The following is a 19,544-nucleotide window of genomic DNA, read 5'->3' on the forward strand; positions in this document are numbered from 1 at the left end:
GCGGGGAAGATGGTTTTGCTGAAATAAGGATGAAGGCGGCGCGAAGACGAACCCGAGGTCCTTCAGCCCGAAGACGGGCTTCAGGATGACAAGGGTGGATGGGGAACAGTTCTTTTCGCAAACAACAACTTCAACATAGAAGACAACAGATGAGCAAGCATTGGGTGAAGGTGGGGCTGGTGGTGCTGGCGGCGGCGATGGCCGTTATGGCGATGGCGGCTCCGAAGGCGGCGCAGCGAATGGTGAATGTCTATCAGCAGCTTGCGCCGTGGCGGGCCTACTATAATTCGCGCACCGACTGGCCACGGGCGCACGGCTACAAACCGTTCAAACGTTACGAATGGGATGTGATGCAGCGCGGCTTTCCCGACGGCAATATTCCGGCGGGAGCCTACTGGGAAGCCTTCCAGACACGTGGCCGGATGCGGCACCATTCCCTCGATGAAGCCTGGGTGAACCTTGGCCCGTACAATCACGGCGGGCGGGCGCGGGTGATCCGCTTCGACCCGCGCAATGCCAATATAATGTACGCCGGGGGAGTAAGCGGCGGGATTTTCAAGTCTATCGACGCCGGAGAATCCTGGCACCCGCTGACCGATAATCTGCCCAATCTTTCAGTCGGCTGCTTTGAACTGGACCCGTCGCACCCCGATACGATGTACCTCGGAACGGGCGAGGGCTACTTTAACGGCGACGCGATTATGGGCATCGGCCTGCTGAAGAGCACCAACGGCGGGCAGACGTGGGCCACCACGGGACTGTCCTATCAATACAATCAGGGCGAATCCATCTTAAGGCTCTCGATTGACCCGCGCGACGGGCAGATTGTGATGGCCTCGACCAATGACGGCCTCTACCGCTCGACGGACGGCGCGGCCAGCTTTACCATGGTGCGCTCGGGAGACATTAAGGAACTGAAGCGGGATCCGCAGGATCCGGATATTCTGCTGTGCGCGCCGGGCAATCCGGGCGGCAGCGGCGTCAACGGCATCTACCGCTCGACGGACAACGGCATAAGCTGGACCCGCACGTCGACGGGACTGCCCTCCATCGACCAGATCGGGCGAATTGTGCTGGCGTTCTACGCGGCCAATTCGCAAATCGTGTACGCGGGAATCTGCGGCACCTGGTCTTCCAACGGTTCGCAGATGGTGGGAATCTACCGCTCGATGGACAATGGACAGAACTGGACGCAGATGTCCCAGACGGGCGCGAACCATTATGCCAGCCAAGGGTGGTATGACATGGCGCTGGCGGTGAAGCCCGACCAGCCCAATACGGTGCTGTCGGCGGGGCTGGACACGTGGCGCTCGACGAACTCGGGTCTGGCTTGGACACAGGTCAGCCACTGGGATTACAATTTCGGCAATCCGGCCTATGTGCATGCGGACCATCACGAAATCGTGTTCCATCCGACCAACGCCAACGAGGTCTGGCAGGTGACGGACGGCGGGATTTTCAAGTCCACCAATGCCGGTTCGACATGGCTGGAAAAGAGCAACGGCTTTGTGACCTTCCAGTATTATGCGATGGGCAACGCCACGCTGGATACGGCGCTGGCCTACGGCGGGACGCAGGATAACGGCACCTTCCGCTATCACGGCAGTCAGGATTTTGCGGCGGTGTTCGGCGGGGACGGCGGCTATTCGGTGGTGGACTTTACGAACGACAACACGGTGTATGCCGAGTGGCAGGGCGGACACCGCTCCCGCAGCGACGACGGCGGCAACAACTGGAGCGACATCAATCCGGGAATCAGCGGCGACGGCGCGTGGGTATGTCCGATGGTGCTGGATCCCTTCGACCATCTGACGATTTATACCACGACCACCGACGGCAACGTGTGGAAATCGCCGAACCAGGGGCGCAACAGCAGTTGGGCGACCGTAGGGCAGACGCTGGGCGGCACGATGCAGGTGATTGTCCCCTCTCCGGTGCAGCAGGGACGGATCTATCTGGCGACGGATAATTCGGTGTACCGCCTCGACCCGGACGCCACACAGTGGGTGAATATCACCGCCGGACTGCCCGGCGCCTATGTGACGCGGATTGTGCCGGACCCGGTGGATGCGAATACGGTATTTGTGACCCTCTCCGGGTTCGGACACGGGCATGTCTACAAGTCTACGCAGGCCGGCAGCAACTGGGTGAACATCAGCGGCAATTTGCCGGATGTGCCCTATCAGGATGTGGTGGTGGACGTGCGCGACCATAACACGCTGTATGTGGGCGGGGATATCGGCGCGTACTATTCTCCCAGCGGCGGCTCGGACTGGCAGATTATGGGCGAAGGATTGCCCGCGGTGCGGATCGACGACATGGATATGCAGCCGGTGACGGGCGTGCTGCGCGCGGCAACACACGGGCGCGGCATGTGGGAAGTGCCCACAGGCTCGGCGCGGCTGGCCCTGCTCTATCCCAACGGCGGCGAAGTGCTGCAGCCGGGACAGGCCGTGGGGCTGCGCTGGAGCGGCACCAGCTTTGGCGGCAATGTGCGGCTGGAGATAAATCGCAGCTACCCGTCGGCGACGTGGGAGACCCTCTTTGCTTCCACGCCCAATGACGGCACGGAAAACTGGACGGTGACCGGACCGGATGCGGACCATGTGCGCTTCCGGATCACGCATGTCACGCAAGCGACCCTGACGGACAGTTCCAACGCGGATTCGCGAATTGTGAGCCCGTCGTTGCATCTGGTGTGGCCCAACGGCGGCACGGTGTTTACCGGACTGCGGGACACGGTGCGGTTTGCCCGGCAACTGGTGACCGATCCTTTGAAGCTGGAACTCAACCGCGATTATCCCAATGGCACGTGGCTGGAACTGTCGAACAATATCACGGCGGACAGCACGGCGATGTGGATTGTGCAGCTTCCGGCAAGCAACAATGCCCGGCTGCGGGTGACCTCGATGGACCGTCCCGAGCTGACCGATATGTCCGACGCCGACTTTGTGCTGCGCGCCCCGCAGATGACTCTGTCCGCGCCGAACGGCGGCGAGCAGCTTGCGGCGGGTACACCGTACAATATTCAGTGGTCCGCACCGGAACATCGCGGCACACTGAAGCTGCAACTGAACCGCGATTACCCCGGCGGCACGTGGGAGACCATCAACTCCAACACGGCCAACGACGGCGAATTTACTTGGGTGCCTTCGGGGCTGGGATCAACCCATTGCCGCGTGCGGGTGAGCACGGTCTTCGATCAGCAGAGCTTTGTGGAGAGTGCGGCGGACTTTACGATTACCTCTCTGGCCGCCGACAGCAAGCCGGCTCTGCCCAAAGAGTTCGCACTGCACGAGCCCTATCCGAATCCGTTCAATCCCACCACCGTGGTGGCGATTGATCTTCCGGTGCGGATGAAGGTCAAGGCCCGGGTGTTCAACCGCCTTGGCCAGCAGGTGGCGATGCTGAAGGACGGCTTTTTAGAGCCGGGCTCACATGATATGGTCTTTGACGCCAGCATGCAGCCTTCCGGCGTGTACTTTATCCGGGTGGAAGCGGCAGGGAAGATGCAGATACTGAAGGTAGCGCTGGTGAAATAGCAGGAGTAACCCCTGCACCTGTATCGCCTGCTCGGCGTCGCAGGGATTCGGCGTGGAGACAGGGGTGCCATCGGTGAGGGGAACAGCGCGGGGAATATCGCGGCCCCATGGGGCGTTGTCATTCTGTTCCTCCGTAGACTCGCGGAGGGACGGAATGACATTATGCGGGTGGCAGTAGTCGTGCTAAGGAAATTCAATCATTGAGGAAGGACAGCATGCGAGTTGGGATATTGGTTTTGCTGCTGGCGGGGATGACGGTTTCGGGGTGGGCACATAACAGTTATACGGGATATTCGAGCGCGCCGGGCAGCCGGGGGACGTGCGCGTCCCAGTGTCACGGTTCTACGGGCGGCACGATTACGATCACGGGGTTTCCCACAACGTATACTCCGGGGCAATCCTACAGTCTGACCATCGGCCACAGCGCGGGAAGTACGATCAGCAACTTCAATGCGTCGTGCCGCGCGGGCATGGGCAGCGCCAATGCGGGCAGCTTGACGGCGGGGACAGGCACCTCGACATACAACGCGACGGGGGAATCCAACGGCGTGAAGCTGTCGAGCAATAATCAGAATTCCGGCAGCTTCAACTGGACGGCTCCGGCGGCGGGGACGGGGACGGTGCGGCTGTATGTGGCGGGTTTGCAGGGCGGTTACAGCGGGCAAAATACGCGACTGATCCTGGTGTCCAATGAAGCGGCGGCAGCGCCGGGCGCGGCCAGCAATCCGGTTCCGTCGAACGGTGAAGAGGGTGTGACTCCCGGCGACTCGCTGTGGTGGACGGCGGGGGCAGGAACCACACTGCATGTGCTTTACTTTGGCGTAAGCAACCCGCCGGATTCGGTGGGGGCGTATGCCCTGCCGGTCTATTACAGCACGAACACGCTGCCGGGGACGACCTATTACTGGCGGGTGGATGAGCAGAATGCCGCGGGAATTACTCCCGGAGAGCTTTGGCACTTTACGACGCTGGCCTTGCCGGATACGGCGAGCCATCCTTTTCCGGCCAATTGCGATACGGCGATTGCGGTGCGGGTGACACTTTCCTGGCTGGCTGATGGCACGGTGTGGGGGCACAATGTTTATCTGGGCACCACCAACCCGCCGCCGCTGGTCTCTACCGAGCAGTCGGGCAATTCTTATCCGCCGCCGCAGAATCTTGAAGAAGGAACTCTTTACTACTGGCGGGTCGACGAGATCAACAACGCAGGGACGACCGAAGGGCCGGTGTGGAGCTTCCGCACGGAGAGTCCCAATGCGGTGGGTGATCCGAAAGCGTTGATACCGACGGAGCTGGCCTTGGGTCCGGTCTATCCCAATCCGTTCAATGCCACGGTGACGATTCCCTTTGCCCTGCCGCAGGCCGCCAAAGTCAGTGTGGCCCTGTATGATGTCACCGGACGGTTGGTGGCGGTGATGGCGAACGGCACGTATGGCGCAGGGGTTCATTCGGTACAGTTTTCTTCGGAAGGGGTAGCCAGCGGGGTGTATCTGGTGAAGCTCGCGGCGAATGGCCATATGCTGACCACCAAGGTGGTGGCGCTGAAGTAAAATGCTGAAAATCTGAAACGCTGAAACGCTGAAAGGTCAAGCTGATGAAATTCAGACCTTTCAGCGTTTTCTTTGGGTGCAACTACCGGGACGGTTTGCGCGTTTTCATACTAATGAATATCTTTGTACTGGACCGGGAGCCGGAGCGGGCGGCGGAGTACCATTGTGACAAACATGTGGTGAAGATGGTGCTGGAAAGCGCCCAGCTTCTGGCGACGGCGCATCATGTCGTGAAGCCCTCCAGGCGGCTGCCGCCGATCCGGGCGACGCATCAGAATCACCCCTGCGCCTTATGGGTACGGGGCTCTCTGGCCAACTACCGCTGGCTGGCACGGCTGGCACTGGCGCTCTCGGCGGAATACACGCGGCGCTACGGAAAGGTCCATCGCTGGGAGCCCTATATTCACTGGCTGGCCGCGCACGAGCCGCCGTTGCCCGATGCGGGATTAACGCCCTTTGCGCAGGCCATGCCGGAGAGTTATCGGAATAAGAATGCCGTAAAGGCCTACCGGGACTATTACCGCGGCGAGAAAGCCTACTTCGCCCAATGGAAAACCCGGCCGCCGCGCTGGTGGACATCCTAAGGATGGCCGTATGCTTGAGCCAAAGGAACGCGCCCGCGCAGAAAAGATCCTGAAGATTCTGCACCAGACGTATCCCGATGTTACCACGGCTTTGATTCACACGAATGTATTCGAGCTGTCGGTGGCGGCGATTCTCTCCGCCCAGCAGACGGATGCAGGCGTAAATGCAGTGAGCGGGGAGCTTTTCGAGCGCTACCAGAATCCGCAGGCGCTGGCCGAAGCGAACCTCGATGAACTCGACGGGATGATCGGGACTATCAGCTTCCACCATGCCAAGGCGCGGTACCTGATCGGTTTCGGGCAAGGATTGGTGGAGAAGTTCGGTGGCAAGGTGCCGAAGACGGTGGAAGAGCTGACCTCGCTTCCGGGCATCGGGCGGAAAATTGCGCAGGTGATTTTGGGGACGGGCTACGGCCTGGCCACCGGAATTGTGGTGGACACGCATGTGATCCGCATCTCTTACCGGCTGGGTCTGACCGAGAATAAGCAGCCGCTCAAGATCGAGAAAGACCTGCTGCCGCAGATTCCGCAGCAGGATTGGATCTGGTTTACCCATGCCATCATCTGGCATGGCAGGGCCATTTGCACCGCGCGGCTTCCACAGTGTTCGATCTGTCCGCTGAATGAAGTCTGCCCAAAGAAGGGCGTCACACAAAGAAAATAGGAAATAGGAAACTTGAAATAGGAGAGAAGAGGTCTCTTCGCTTCCGTATTCTGTTTTCCTTTCCTATTTCACATGTTCTATTTCCGCTTATGCTCCACGCAATTTCGCGCCGCTTGGCCCCTTATCTTCTGCTGCTCTTGATGTTCTTTCAGGCGATCAGCGGGTTTGCCGGCGGAGTGACGCTGCTGGCCAGTCCCGATGGCCGTCTGATACAGTTTCCCGCCGATGCCCTGGATAAATCGCCCTTTCCCGACTATCTGATTCCCGGTCTGGCTTTGCTTCTGCTGCTGGGGGTGTACCCGGCGCTGGTGTGCTATGGACTGCTGCGCCGTCCGCACTGGAGATGGGCCGAGGCGCTGAATGTCCACAAGGAGAATCACTGGAGTCTGACCCACGCGCTGTATGTGGGGATCATGCTGATATTCTGGATTGACGTGGAGATGATCTGGATCAGCTATTCCCCGCTGCAAACGGTGTATGGGTTGCTGGGGCTGGCGATGGTGATTACCGCACTGACGCCGGGGGCGAGACGGTTTTACCGGAAAGTATCGTAAGATACCCCCTTAGTCTCCCCTTATGCTAAGGGGGAGACTCTAATCCTTCCCCCTTTGAAAAAGGGGGAATAAGAAGGGGGTTCTGTTTTCCTATTTTCTACTTCACATTTTCTTCTTCCATTCCTATGAAAAATTCCATTCAGAAATTCACCACGGCGCTGTTTGAGAGCTATCCGAATGCGGCCTGTGCGCTGCATCATAAGGATGCCTTTCAACTGGCGATTGCCACGATTCTCTCCGCGCAGTGCACCGATGAGCGGGTGAATCTGGTGACCAAAGACCTGTTCAAAAAGTATAAGACGCCGCAGGCTTTTGCGCAGGCGGAGCTTGAAGAGCTGGAACAGGATATCAAATCCACCGGCTTCTACCACAACAAGGCCAAGAGTATTCTCGGCTTTTCCAGGGCGATTGTCGAGCAGTTCGGCGGGAAGATTCCCAAAGATCTGGATGCTTTGGTGAAGCTGCCCGGTGTGGGACGCAAGACGGCCAATGTGATTTTAGGAACCGGCTTTGGTCTGGCGACCGGTGTGGTGGTGGACACCCATGTGACGCGGCTCTCCAACCGCATGGGACTGACCACTGAAGAGGATGCGGTGAAGATTGAGCAGGATCTGATGAAGCTGCTGCCACAGGAGCAATGGATCCTGTTCAGCCACGCGATGATTCTGCATGGGCGGCAGATCTGCGCCGCGCGCAAACCGAAGTGCGCGGAATGCCCGATGGAGAGTTTCTGCCCGAAAATCGGCGTTTGAAGAAAAGGCTGAACTGCGAAGGATTCCGTTTCGGGGCGGAGCAGCTTAACAACCTGAGTGTATGATTGGAGGCAGCGGGAATGGACCCGCTGCCTTTTTTTGTGGGCGGGAGCTACGAGCGGGCATGCAAGGCTGGCACGTTCGCTTCTGCTGCGGCAACGGCGGAGGCGGCAATAGGCAGGGTTTGGGATCCGATCCGCCTATGCCATCACAACTTACTTTCGAGGATAAGAATAGGTGTCTTTATCAGCCCGACCGCGCGGTCGGGCTTTTCTTTGGATGTACAGTTTATCGAGCCGTGTCACTATAGCTAATATAACCAGAGCGCGACAAGTTTATTATAGACCCAACATTTATTTGCAGTTATTGGACTCTGACGGTATCTTTTACAAAAATCATCAAATGGAGGTTGCCGTGAACAGGATCTATGGGACTATTTGGTGTGCACTTCTTGTGATCTGGTGTGTGTCGCCGGCGATCGGCAGGGACTTGCGGACAAGCATGAACATGCACGACCGCTCTCCCGTGACGGTGTCGGGAGATATTTCGGGCGTGTGGAACCTGGCGGGATCGCCCTATGTGATCACCGGCAACGTAACCGTGCCCACGGGTCAGACATTGACCATTCAGCCGGGTGTACGGGTGCTTTTCGGCGGCCACTATACCTTTGTGGTCAACGGCACTTTGAATGCCGTCGGTACGGAGCACGATTCGATTGTTTTCAGCCGTGAGTATCCTACCGAAGAGTCCAAGTGGGGCGGCATCCGGATGTATAGCGCCGCGCCGAACACTCATCTGGCCTATTGTGTGATCGAGTACGGAAAGGCTATCGGAGGGGACTTTGAGAACATCGGCGGCGGTCTGATGACGCACCTTTGTTCCCCCACGGTCGAGCATTGCACCTTCCGCAACAACGAAGCGATCTGGGCGGGCGGCGCTATTTCCTGCGACACCGGCACGCCGGTGTTTTCCCGTTGTGTCATTACCAACAATACCGCCCCGTATGGCGGCGGCGTGAACTTGTGGCACTCCAGTGCTACGCTGCTGAACTGCACGGTCAGCGGCAATATGGGATCGATTGATGGCGGAGAGCTGCGCATCGGACAGTCCGAGGCCATTATCCGGAACAGCATTTTCTCTTTCTCCGCGGGAACCGGTGTCACCTTCGCCATGGGCGCGCCATATGGCACGTTCGACCACTGCAATTTCTTTGGCAACAGCCTTGATAATCTTTCGGGTGAAGTTCCGGCGGGAATGGGCGTGATGGATCATGTGAATGTCCACGGCGATCCCTGCGATGCGTCCTTCAATATCTCATTGGATCCGCTGTTCTTCAATGCCGGATCTGCTAATTTCCGGCTGACGAGCGGCTCGCCGTGCATTGATGGCGGCAATCCGAGTTCGCCCGCGGATCCGAACGGTTCCGTCGCGGACATCGGCGCTTTCTCGGCTGGCACGGTGGTATGCGGAAATGTCTCCGGCGTCTGGACGCTGGCCAATTCGCCGTACTACGTGTCATGCCAGGTCACGGTGTCCTCCGGACAGACGCTGCGGATCGAACCCGGTGTTCAGGTCAAGTTTTTGGGGCATTACAAGTTTGAAGTGGAAGGCACCCTGAGGGCTATCGGAACGGCACAGGATTCTATTCTGTTCACGCGGGCCTTCCCGACGGAAGCGTCCAAGTGGTATGGCATCCGTTTCTGGTATGCGTCAAACACCTGCAGCCTGGCCTATTGCAATGTGGAGTATGCCAAAGTGGATGGACCGGCAGGGACCTACGACGCCGCGGGTGGCGGAGTGTTCTGTCTGGCCTGCTCGCCCACCGTCGTGCATTCGACGTTGCGCTACAACTGGTCGCGGGACGGCGGCGGTGGTTTCCACTGCGACGCGGGTTCGCCGCACGTGTCGGACTGCTATGTGCATGATAATGTCACCGCCTATTATGGCGGTGGAATGAGCGCCTGGCATGCCAACCCTTATGTTGAGCGCACGCTGATTGTGCGTAACACCGGTGTGGTGGGTGGCGGGTTTTCCTGGGGCCAGGGTATGCCGACGCTGATTCATTGCACACTAAGCGACAATACCGCCAGCCAGATGGGCGCCGGTGTGTATTGCTATGATACGGACAATTCCAATTTTACGATGACCAGTTGCATCGTCGCCAATTCCCACGGTTCGGGCATTGCCTTCTGGGAGCCGAACAATGTGTGCCACATCCGCAATTGCGATGTCTACGGCAGCACCGGCGAGAATTTCCAGAATCCGACGTGGGGCCCGCCGGGCATCGGCGTGTTGAATCACACCAATGTCAACGGCGATCCGTGCGATGTGTACAATAATATCGTGCTGAATCCCGAGTTCGTCAATTCGGCCAACGGCGATTACCATCTGAACGGCACGTCGCCCTGCATCGACTCCGGCGATCCTGCCCTGCCGCATGACACGGATGGCAGCGTGTGTGACATGGGCGTGTTCCCTTATCTGCACGGCACCGAATCCGGACGCGGCTATGTGAACGTGATTCTTTCCGGCCCGCCGAACTGGGGCTATCGCCTGACGCGGCAGAGCGGTGCGCTCTCCCGCCTGGTGTTCACCCGTTTCTGCCCCGGAACGCAAGGGTCGGTGGGCGGTGCGGCGGCGGAGCACTGGACTGTGCTGCCCAACGGCGACGGCAATGACGGCGACTCGATTATCTTCGTGTCGGACGTGCCGTTCACGGGCGCGATGCTGGACACCTTCCGGCTGAGCCATCCGTGGTGCACGGATGCCGTGCGCTGGTGCAGCGGCGACTCCTGCGGGTCGGTGGAAGGTCCGTTGCCGGTGGAACTGTTGAGCTTCGCCGCCGATGGCGGCAATGGTTATGTGCGTCTGAAGTGGGCCACGGCTTCCGAATCCAACTCCGATCACTTCGAGATTTTGCGTGACGGCATTGCCTTGAGCCGGATCACCGCGGCGGGAAACAGCTCCGCGCGGCATGATTACGCGTACGTCGACCGCGCGGTGACCAACGGCGCCACGTACCGCTACACGCTTGTCGAAGTCGACATCAACGGATCGCGCAGTGAGCTGACATCCGCCAGTGCCACGCCGGTCTCCAACGTGGTGCTGATCGACGAGTACGCGTTGCAGCAAAACTATCCGAACCCCTTCAACCCGACGACCAGCATTGTCTTTGATCTGCTGGAGAGCGGCACGGTAAATTTGAAGGTGTACAACCTGATGGGACAGCAGGTGGCGGATCTGGCTAATGGCACAATGGCCCAGGGCAGACATCAGATCACCTTTGACGCGGCGAATCTTCCGTCCGGCGTGTACCTGTACCGTCTGAAGGCAAATGAGTTCGTGGCGGAGAAGAAGATGCTGCTGATGAAGTGACCCTTCGGGGTTACTACTCCACACCCTCAGGGTGTGGGTAAACGACAGAAGAAAAAAGGGGCGATCCGCACGGGTTGCCCTTTTTTTCTCGCAACCAAATGGTCTGGAACTTTGATCACGCGTTCAGAGTGTGAGCTATATTGAGTCAATCTAAAGATTCCCCTGAGTTTTCAGGGGAAGGTACAAGAGTTCGGGTCGAGGATAATCTAAAGTCTATTCACAGGGAGAGTTGAAAGATGGCAAACGGGATCACACATTTTGAGATCATCGGTCAGAACAGCAGCAAGCTGCGCGAGTTTTACGGCAAGCTGTTCGATTGGAAGATCAAGGTGGAGAAGATGGGCGGCGGGGAGTACGGCATGGCGGACACCGGCGGGATGCCGAACGGCGGGATCACGGATCCGATGCCGGGCGGGGGCAGCATGGTAACGATTTATGTCGGCGTGGATGACCTCGAAGGGACCCTCAAGAAAGCCGAATCGATGGGCGGCAAGACCGTCGTGCCGCCGACCGAGATTCCCGGTGTCGTGACCTTCGCCCAGTTCAAAGATCCGTCCGGCAATGTGATTGGGCTGACGAAGAATATGTAAGCCTTGGGAAGCGGCTGAAAGAATATCGGGTGTAGGGGAGGGTTAAGGTCTGCCGCAACCCTCCCGTCTTAGCGATTGCAAGGTGTGGCGCGGGCTGAACGCAAAACGGCGGCCCAAGGGCCGCCGGAAGCAGGAAAACACAGGCGAAGCCCGGCCAGAAATGGCCGGGTTTTTTCGTCTTTAGAAAAGGCGGAAGAAAGAGAATCAGGCCGGGACGGGGGCGCCGGTGCGGGGGCGGTGCGCGCCTTTGCTGGTCAGGGCGTAGGACAGGGCTTCGATTTCGATCACCATGTTCTCGTTACGCACAAAGACGCCGGGCGGCACCAGAATGGTCACGGGAGCGAAATTGAGAATGGCCTTGACGCCAGCCTGCACGAGACGGTCCACCACGCGCTGTGCCGCGGGAGCGGGCACGGCGACGACGGCGATCTTGATCTTCTCGCGACGGATCAGCTCCTCGCAGTTCTCGAAATCCTGAATCTCCAGTTCGCCGATCTTCTGGCCGTACTTGGAGGGATCGCTATCCAGAATCAGCCGGAAGATAAAGCCCTGATCCTGGAACTGCTTGAAATGCACAAGGGCGGTACCGATGTTACCGGCGCCGACGAGGCAGACGTTCCAAGTCTTGTGCAAGCCGAGAATCTGGCTGATGTTGCGGTGCAGATCGGAGACATTGTAGCCCAGACCGCGCCGGCCAAACGCGCCGAAGAAGGACAGGTCCTTGCGCACCTGCGCGGCGGTGAGGCCGTTGATGCGGGCGATTTCTTCCGACGAGATCGTGGTCTTTTCCGCCGCAATGGCGTTTTGCAGCGTACGGTAGTACTTGGACAGCCGCTTGACTGTCGCATCGGAAATTTTCGGGCCGTCCAGATTTGGGATCGTCGCTTGACGAGGCATATCCTGCGTTCTCCTGCCTTTAAAGAATATTTGCCGTTGTACGTTCGCCGCTTACATCGCGCCGCGGCCCCGAATCACTTCGATGACCGTGCGCAGCAGAATGCGGGCGTCGAACCACAAACTCCAGTTCTCAACGTAGTATAAATCGTATTCGGTGCGCTCTTCGATGGTGCTCTCACTGCCCCGCAGCCCGCAGACCTGCGCCCAGCCGGTGATGCCCGACTTGACGCGGTGGCGGTCCAGATACTGCGGAATGTGCTTGGAAAATTCTTCGACGAAGTAGGGCCGCTCGGGACGCGGGCCGACCAGTGACATGTCGCCGCGCAGCACGCTCCAGAATTGCGGCAGTTCGTCCAGCGACCAGCGGCGCAAAAAGCGGCCCACCCGCGTGACGCGCGGATCGCCGGATTTGGCCCACACCGGCCCGGTCTTGGCTTCGGCGTCGGTGCGCATGGTGCGGAATTTGATCATGTCGAACTCCCGGCCATCCATCCCGACGCGCGGCTGCTTATAGAAGATCGGCTTGCCGCCCTCCAGAAAGACAATCGCGGCCAGCAGGCCGTAGAGCCAACTGAACAGCAGCAGGAAGAGACCGGAAAAGGCAAAATCGGTAAGCCGCTTGACCACATAGCGCCAGCCGGCCATGGGCAAGGTCTTCATGCGCAGAATGGGACGGCCGCCGACTTCGGTGACGCGGATGCGCGACTTGGTGATTTCCAGCGCGGCGGGACAGTAGAGCAGTTCGATGGTCAGCCCTTCGGCGTAGTGCATCACTTCTTCCATCTGCTCCTCTTCATCCGGCGGCGGAGCCATCACCAGCAAGTCCAGATCGTGTTCGAAGATCAGATTCTTGAGGTTGGGAACATCGCCGAGGGACTGTCCGCCTTCCACCGGCGGTTTGCCCAGCGCGCCGATCAGGTCAAAACCCTGTGTGCGACCGTGCACGAAGTCCTGCCAGAGTTTGGCGGCCACGTCTCCCGCACCCCAGAGCGCCACACGCTGCACGCCGATGCCGCGGCGGAAGAGCGCAATCTGCAACCGCTGAAACAGCGAGCGCGCGATGATCAGCGCGGGGATCATCATCGTAAGGGTCAGCAGGAACACGAAGCGTGAATAGGTGAACTCGCGGTAGAAGAAGATCAGGGCGAGGGCAACCCCCATCGACAGCAGCGCGCCGCGCAGAATGCGGCCCACCTCCTGTTCGAGGGGCACACGCAGCCGCGTGGCATAGCTGCGGTAGGACCAGGAGACCATCACATAGATGAGCCCAAGGCCGATGCCGAACAACAGATAGTTGACGATCCACGGCTGCCACGTCTCTTTGTAGCGGCTGATGACTCCTGCCACCGGCGTGTAGAAGCGCAGATAATAGGAGAGCAGCGCGGCCGCCGTAACCGCCGCGACGTCGATAAAGGCGGCAGTGACCGGTAGCCAGAAGAATACGGCGAGGGAGCGTTCGCTGGAGCGGCGCTCGCGTTTTTGTCTTGTCTTTTCCAAAGCGGGTTCTCGGGAAAAATAGGAAATAGAAAATTTGAAATAGGAAAGCAGATCCGCTTTCAGATTTCGGTTTTCAGTTTGGTTTTCTATTTCCTATTTCAGATTTCAGATTTCCTACTTCTCTTCCTCGTCCGGACCTTGCTGGATGATCTGCATGAGCAGGTTGTTGGCCAGTTGCGGGTCGAGTCCAGCAAGCTTTTCGAGCTGGGTGGCGGCTTCCTGTCCCTTGCCCTGGCCAAGATAGACCAGCGTCAGCAGGTAATGACCATCCACGGAGTCGGGACGCTCCTGCACAAAGCGGCTGCACATGGCTTCGGCATCGGCCAGACGGCCCAGTTCGGTGTAGGTGCGGGCAAGGGCAAAGATGGCCAATTCACTTTCCGGCTCCAGCGCAAAGGCGCGCTCGAGAACCGGCAGGGCATCGGCGGGGTGACCAAGGGTTAAATACGCGCCGCCCACGCTGACCATGGTGGAGGTCGAGTCGGCGCTCTTGCTCAGCAATTCCTGCAGCACGGCGTCGGCTTCGGCATAGCGGTCAAGGTGACCGAAGGCAATCGCCTGGCCAAGACGTGGCTCTTCACTGTCCTCATCGGATGCCAGCACGCGCTCATAGGATTCGAGGGCTTCTTCCCAGCGTCCGGCATCGGCATACATGTCGCCCAGCCGCAACTGCACTTCGTCATATTCGGGATCCATCTCGGCGGCCTTTTCAAGGACTTCGATGGCACGGTTGCGTTCATCGAGCATATAGTGGGCAAAGCCGAGACCCAGCAGGGAGTCGGAATCTTCGGGATCGAGTTCAGACGCCTTGGTGAAGGCGCGCACGGCTTCGGTGTAGCGTTGCAGGGAATTCAGCTCCTGGCCGAGGAAGAAGTGCGCTTCGGCCTGGGTGGCATCGAGCTGGATGGCTTTGATAAAGGCGCGGGCGGCTTCTTCATGCTTGCCTTCCGAAGACAATTCGATGCCCTCGCTCATGGCTTCAAGAAACTTCTCCGGGCTCTTGGAATCTTCCGACATGGTGCCGCCTTTTCGGTTAAAGGTAAGGTTTTGCCCGGCGTGGCCGTCCACCGGCGGTTAGCGTTCGATGGCGATTTGTTGATGCTGATAATCGAGCGTCAATCGCATCTCTTTGAAAAATTCATTGCCGAGGCTGCCGCCGCGCTCGGACAGGATCTGCTCTTCGGGGCTACGGGAGGCAAAGTAGAGCGACACCGAATCGAAGACCGCCGTCTGCAGCCGCAGTTCGGCGCGGGGGCCTTTGCGCACCTCCAGAACGCCGCCGTACACCAGCGTGGTCATCAGCCGTGCGTTCCGGGCCGCTTCGTTCAAACCCAATTCGGTGGTTGCGCGCGGGTAGAGCAGCAGACCGAGGCTGGAGCCGGTGTCCAGAGAAGCGCGGAGGGAATGGCCGTTGACATGCAGGGCATCGAACAGCGGAATCATTTTGCCGGAGAGAAAGTGCATCGGCAGCATCACATTGCGGCCGCTCTTTTCGATGGCGGGCGGATGGTTCAGGAAGCGAACCACATGCTCGCGGTAATCGATCTGGACAATGCGGTCCTTGAGAAAACTGTAACCAAGTACCCCGTGCAGCGGCCTGCGCAACGCCTGGCTGACGTCGGCCAGATTGGGCGCCCAGGCAAACAGGCTGTCCATCACCAGCAGGCCGACCTTCAGGTCCCGCAGCCAGACGGTGGCGGGAACGCCGCCGCGAGAACTCTCGCTGAGCATCACCTGCAGACCGATGCGCCGGGCGGTGGCTTCATCGATGGTGGAGTTGTCGGTGCCGGTGTCGAGCAGGAAATTCAGGGAATCATGGCCATTCACCGAGACCCGGAGAATAATCTGGTTGTTCTCGAAGGTGAAGGGGACGTCCCCCGGGCTGCGCTGCAGCGCCGGAGAGCCGACTGACATCGCCCATGCCAGGAGAATGGCGAAGATGGTCATGGCAAAGCCCGGATTAGAGACAAAGGACCGGATACTTGAAATCGCGAGACGGCTATTTCAGCACAATCATCTTGCGGCTTTGAATCTCTGTGCCGCTTTGCAAGCGATAGAAGTAAATTCCTGATGGCAGCTTGGATGCATCAAAGGTTGCGTTATGTACTCCCGCCGGAAGAACATCATTCATGAGCTGCGCCACTTCCTTCCCCAGCAGATCGTATACCTTGAGAGATGTCTTCCCCGCCCGCGCCAGATCGAAACGGATTTCGGTCGTGGGGTTGAAAGGGTTGGGGTAGTTGCAAAGATGGATAGAAGACGGTGGTGCAGCATGGGACCCCTCAGAGAATGCCGGCGCATCATAATGCAACACGCAGCCACCAGTGCCTACCGCCCATATATTCTCCGGACCGGCGGCGACGAAATTGTAGCGAAAATCTCCACCCGGAAAATCCACATGCTCCCAAAATGTTCCTTCGTCGGTGGTGTGTTCCACACCATCCCTGGCATAGATATTTCCCAACGACCAGCCCTCGCTACGCGAACAGAAATACGGGTATAGAGGATCTTCGGTGCGCTCCCAAGTGTCGCCCCCATTCGTGGTTCGTATGACATACCCGTACCCCAACTGCTGATCGGCTACGGTTACCCAACAATAGGCAGAGTCGAGGGCAAAGAAACCCGCAGGAAAACGGTATTGGCCGAACACTACCGAATCCCAAGAGATACCACCATTGCGGGTGCGGAACAGACTGTCGGTCATCACCCATCCGTGCCGGCGATCGACAAACTGCAACCGGGATAGGCTGGCGTGCGTCCATCGTCGTTGCGGCATCCATGTCTGTCCACCGTTAGTGGTGCGCAACACCGTAGTGGTATCGCCCAAGGTTAAGCCGAACCATCCATAAAGCGAATCGGTGACACTCAATCTGTCGCCATACGAGAGCGGCTGTCCGGCGCGCATCTGAGCCCACGTCGCGCCGCCATCTACCGTCTTCAAAATCGCGCCATCACCGACGACGATCCAGCCGTGCAAGCTGTCTGTGAAGGTTATACCGCCCATCCCGTGGACGGTATCGTTCACGGTTTGAGTATTCCACTCCTGTCCCCCGTTCGTGGTGTACAGTAGGTTAGGACCGGCGGCGATCCAGCCGTGACGTGCATCGGAAAAGCACATCTCCGGAATGCCATCACACAGCACGAGCCCCCCGCAGGCCCTGCTCCAATGCGTACCGCTGTCTACAGAGGCCAGGATTGTGCCTCCTTCCGCTACCGCGAACACGCGGCCGTTACCGTCCGTCCAACCGCCATTTAGCGAACCGACGTTCAACAGCGTATCCGGGGACGCTATCCATGTTATGCCACCGTCCGTCGTACGGCTCGTGAACCGGTTCCCGAAAGACCATCCGTGCCACTCGTCGGTAAAGAGCAGAGTTTTCCCGTAACTATAATCATCGTGCAGTTGGGACCAGGTAACGCCGCCATCTGTGGTGCGGTACATCGCCAAGCCAAAAAGCGGCACGGTCGCCCAGCCGAGTAACGGGCTGGCAAATTCAAATCCGCTTACATTGTAGAAAGGTGTATCGGGAATGATATGCGAGCACATCCAAGTCTGGCCACCATCGGTCGTGCGAAGCACATTCGGGCCGCCGACAATCCACCCGTTCTGACTATCGACAAACTTGAGATGGCGGGCGCGGACCATGCTGTCCAGAGGTGTGGATGCCCACGTGTCACCACTGTCGGTAGTTCTCCACAGCACGCCCGTCGGAACCTCGATGCTGGCATAGCCGACCATAAAGCCAATAGCCGGCGTGGGGAAGGCTATGGCAGAGGGAAAGCCGTCCGCAGAAATTGAGGTCTGCTCCTCCCAGCTCTCACCGCCATCAGTGGTGCGGAAGACTGCCGAGGAAAAATCGAAAAAGGCAATCCCACGGATACCGATGGCCCAGCCGTGCAGCGAGTCCGCAAAGACGATCTGTTGCACATTGGCCCAGCGCGGCAGAATTCCAGAGTAATCATTCCAAGTCAGGCCGCTGTCAGTGGTGTGCAACAGGGTGCCGCCCGAGCCAGCCGCCCAGCCACTGCCTGTGCCGTTGAAGGTGACGCTGTTCAGGGTATTGCCCGTCAGCGCCGGACGCTGCCATTCCCAGACTTGTGCGCTCAGGCTCGGAGTGATGGCCAGCAGCCCAAGCAGCAGAACGAGGTGAAAGTACTTCATGGTGCCCTCCAATTGCGTGTACGAAAGTGGTCTTGATCTGCAATTACCAGTCGGTGTTTCTCGGTAGCCGAGACAGATCGGAATCGCAGATGCCTGATTCACGATTTGCCCTGGCGGCAGAGAATCTCCTTCACTTCCGGCTCTTTCCCACCATCCGGGAAAGAGCAATTGTAATGCGAGCAACAGGGCCAGGTGATCTCAGTGCCGTATCTCGAAAGGTTGTTTTGGTTGTGGTGATCTGACCCTTTCCGATAGTTGACGGCCGGAGGGCGGCGCAGCCGTATGTTTGAGTCCGAAGTGTATCGGGCGATGTGCGAAAGCCACCACTGTAATCATCAGCGTGATGAGCAGCCGGAGTCCACGCATGAGCCGTCGCCTCCAAACTGCGGAAGTTCTCTTACCGGATCGTCAGGTGGTGCTATCGGCCCCTACCCATATTTCATCGCTCATAGCTCGATGGAGATCAAGCCGTTCTTATAATCGAGGGTGAGGCGGGCATTGCGGAAGAAGGCGTTGCCGAGCGCACCATCCCACAGATCGGTCCCCTGGCTGCTCCAGCCCTCGCGGGTGAATTCGACGGCGGCGGCATTGAAGCGCATCTCCTCGATCTGCACCGTGGCGCGATGGCCGCGCAGAATATCGGTTTCCTCGCTCTCGCCGTGCAGCACCGAGTCGGCGCGGATGTTGGCGCCGTAGTTGTCCAGCCCGAGGGCCGCCACTGTGGCCGGAAAGAGCAGAAAGGAAAAGCTGGAACCGGTGTCGATGCCCGCGTCGAGGGGCGTGCCATCCACGGTGAGGTCGTGGATGAGGGGTGTGGTCTCGCCTTCAATCATCATCATGGGCACGGTCACGCCATTGCGGCCCGGATCCACATCCGGACGGTCATCATAGAGCCGCACCACGTGGCGGCGGTAGTCGATCTGCACGATGCGATTCTGGAAAAAACTGTAGCCCAGCACTCCGTGCAGCGGCAGACCGATGTAGCGCGAGGACAGGCTGAGGTCCACCGTCATTGCCGGGATACTGTCGATATACACTCCACCGACATTCAGATGGCGCAGGGGCGCCACATAATCCAGCGAATTGCTGCGGGACTCGTCACCGGGGGCATGGCGCGCGGGACGGACAATCAGGCCGCGAGCCTGCGCAGTGGTCAGATCGACCAGCGAGGGGTTAGCCCCGGTGTCGAGCTGAAAGTTCAGAGTATCCCCTTCGATCACCACCGGGAGAATGATCTGGTTCATCACCCAGCGAAAGGGGATCTCGGCAACGGGGTCTGCGGCGAAGAGTCCTCCACAGCAGAATAGCAGCGCGAGGAAAAGCACAACCGTTTTCATGGAAATCAGAGCATAGGAGGTTTGAAACAGGAAAGAAGAG

Annotated in this window: 14 protein-coding genes; 8 read left to right on the forward strand and 6 right to left on the reverse strand. The window is 58.9% G+C overall.

Annotated elements, in window-relative coordinates; all coding sequences use genetic code 11:
* Positions 1–149: 149 nt before the first annotated feature.
* The 8 genes from VGL38_08280 to VGL38_08315 all read left to right on the forward strand — a co-directional run bounded on the left by VGL38_08280 (position 150) and on the right by VGL38_08315 (position 11,611).
* Entirely contained in the window at positions 150–3,542 is a 3,393-nt protein-coding gene (locus VGL38_08280) for a hypothetical protein (GenBank protein HEY3295421.1), read from the forward strand.
* 215 nt (positions 3,543–3,757) lie between these two features.
* Positions 3,758–5,092 carry a T9SS type A sorting domain-containing protein gene (locus tag VGL38_08285; protein HEY3295422.1) on the forward strand — a complete coding sequence of 445 codons (1,335 nt, stop codon included), beginning with the start codon at positions 3,758–3,760 and terminating at the stop codon, positions 5,090–5,092.
* 44 nt (positions 5,093–5,136) lie between these two features.
* Positions 5,137–5,676, forward strand: a complete 540-nt coding sequence (locus VGL38_08290) for a pyrimidine dimer DNA glycosylase/endonuclease V (GenBank protein ID HEY3295423.1) — start codon at positions 5,137–5,139, stop codon at positions 5,674–5,676.
* Between the two features lie 10 nt (positions 5,677–5,686).
* Complete coding sequence (gene nth / locus VGL38_08295; protein ID HEY3295424.1) at positions 5,687–6,340, forward strand: endonuclease III; 654 nt, start codon at positions 5,687–5,689, stop codon at positions 6,338–6,340.
* Between the two features lie 113 nt (positions 6,341–6,453).
* Complete coding sequence (locus VGL38_08300; GenBank protein ID HEY3295425.1) at positions 6,454–6,894, forward strand: hypothetical protein; 441 nt, start codon at positions 6,454–6,456, stop codon at positions 6,892–6,894.
* A gap of 125 nt (positions 6,895–7,019) precedes the next feature.
* A complete protein-coding gene (nth, locus tag VGL38_08305) occupies positions 7,020–7,646 on the forward strand; it encodes an endonuclease III (GenBank protein ID HEY3295426.1) in 627 nt (208 codons plus the stop codon).
* A gap of 501 nt (positions 7,647–8,147) precedes the next feature.
* Positions 8,148–11,021 (forward strand): right-handed parallel beta-helix repeat-containing protein, encoded by a 2,874-nt coding sequence (locus VGL38_08310; protein HEY3295427.1) that lies wholly within the window; start codon positions 8,148–8,150, stop codon positions 11,019–11,021.
* Between the two features lie 236 nt (positions 11,022–11,257).
* Positions 11,258–11,611, forward strand: coding sequence for a VOC family protein (locus VGL38_08315; GenBank protein ID HEY3295428.1), 354 nt, complete (start codon positions 11,258–11,260; stop codon positions 11,609–11,611).
* Positions 11,612–11,815: 204 nt separating this feature from the next.
* Here the strand turns inward: VGL38_08315 and VGL38_08320 are convergent, their stop codons facing one another.
* The 6 genes from VGL38_08320 to VGL38_08345 all read right to left on the reverse strand — a co-directional run bounded on the left by VGL38_08320 (position 11,816) and on the right by VGL38_08345 (position 19,504).
* Positions 11,816–12,508 (reverse strand): redox-sensing transcriptional repressor Rex, encoded by a 693-nt coding sequence (locus VGL38_08320; GenBank protein HEY3295429.1) that lies wholly within the window; start codon positions 12,506–12,508, stop codon positions 11,816–11,818.
* A 51-nt stretch (positions 12,509–12,559) separates the two neighbouring features.
* The gene (locus VGL38_08325) at positions 12,560–14,005 is read right to left on the reverse strand and encodes a sugar transferase (protein HEY3295430.1); all 1,446 of its coding nucleotides are present in this window, start codon (positions 14,003–14,005) and stop codon (positions 12,560–12,562) included.
* 114 nt (positions 14,006–14,119) lie between these two features.
* Positions 14,120–15,022, reverse strand: coding sequence for a tetratricopeptide repeat protein (locus VGL38_08330; protein HEY3295431.1), 903 nt, complete (start codon positions 15,020–15,022; stop codon positions 14,120–14,122).
* 57 nt (positions 15,023–15,079) lie between these two features.
* The gene (locus VGL38_08335) at positions 15,080–15,952 is read right to left on the reverse strand and encodes a retropepsin-like aspartic protease (GenBank protein ID HEY3295432.1); all 873 of its coding nucleotides are present in this window, start codon (positions 15,950–15,952) and stop codon (positions 15,080–15,082) included.
* Positions 15,953–16,004: 52 nt separating this feature from the next.
* Positions 16,005–18,167 carry a YCF48-related protein gene (locus VGL38_08340; GenBank protein HEY3295433.1) on the reverse strand — a complete coding sequence of 721 codons (2,163 nt, stop codon included), beginning with the start codon at positions 18,165–18,167 and terminating at the stop codon, positions 16,005–16,007.
* Between the two features lie 446 nt (positions 18,168–18,613).
* Entirely contained in the window at positions 18,614–19,504 is an 891-nt protein-coding gene (locus VGL38_08345; protein ID HEY3295434.1) for an aspartyl protease family protein, read from the reverse strand.
* Positions 19,505–19,544: the final 40 nt, after the last annotated feature.

This window comes from bacterium (genome assembly GCA_036504735.1).
Classification (GTDB): domain Bacteria; phylum Electryoneota; class RPQS01; order RPQS01; family RPQS01; genus DASXUQ01.

Bases quoted from the DNA above. Each gene is read 5' to 3' on its own strand.
- VGL38_08280 (HEY3295421.1), top strand. From the start codon at position 150: ATGAGCAAGCATTGGGTGAAGGTGGGGCTGGTGGTGCTGGCGGCGGCG.
- VGL38_08285 (HEY3295422.1), top strand. From the start codon at position 3,758: ATGCGAGTTGGGATATTGGTTTTGCTGCTGGCGGGGATGACGGTTTCG.
- VGL38_08290 (HEY3295423.1), top strand. From the start codon at position 5,137: ATGAAATTCAGACCTTTCAGCGTTTTCTTTGGGTGCAACTACCGGGAC.
- nth (HEY3295424.1), top strand. From the start codon at position 5,687: ATGCTTGAGCCAAAGGAACGCGCCCGCGCAGAAAAGATCCTGAAGATT.
- nth (HEY3295426.1), top strand. From the start codon at position 7,020: ATGAAAAATTCCATTCAGAAATTCACCACGGCGCTGTTTGAGAGCTAT.
- VGL38_08310 (HEY3295427.1), top strand. From the start codon at position 8,148: ATGAACATGCACGACCGCTCTCCCGTGACGGTGTCGGGAGATATTTCG.
- VGL38_08315 (HEY3295428.1), top strand. From the start codon at position 11,258: ATGGCAAACGGGATCACACATTTTGAGATCATCGGTCAGAACAGCAGC.
- VGL38_08320 (HEY3295429.1), bottom strand. From the start codon at position 12,508: ATGCCTCGTCAAGCGACGATCCCAAATCTGGACGGCCCGAAAATTTCC.
- VGL38_08330 (HEY3295431.1), bottom strand. From the start codon at position 15,022: ATGTCGGAAGATTCCAAGAGCCCGGAGAAGTTTCTTGAAGCCATGAGC.
- VGL38_08335 (HEY3295432.1), bottom strand. From the start codon at position 15,952: ATGACCATCTTCGCCATTCTCCTGGCATGGGCGATGTCAGTCGGCTCT.
- VGL38_08340 (HEY3295433.1), bottom strand. From the start codon at position 18,167: ATGAAGTACTTTCACCTCGTTCTGCTGCTTGGGCTGCTGGCCATCACT.
- VGL38_08345 (HEY3295434.1), bottom strand. From the start codon at position 19,504: ATGAAAACGGTTGTGCTTTTCCTCGCGCTGCTATTCTGCTGTGGAGGA.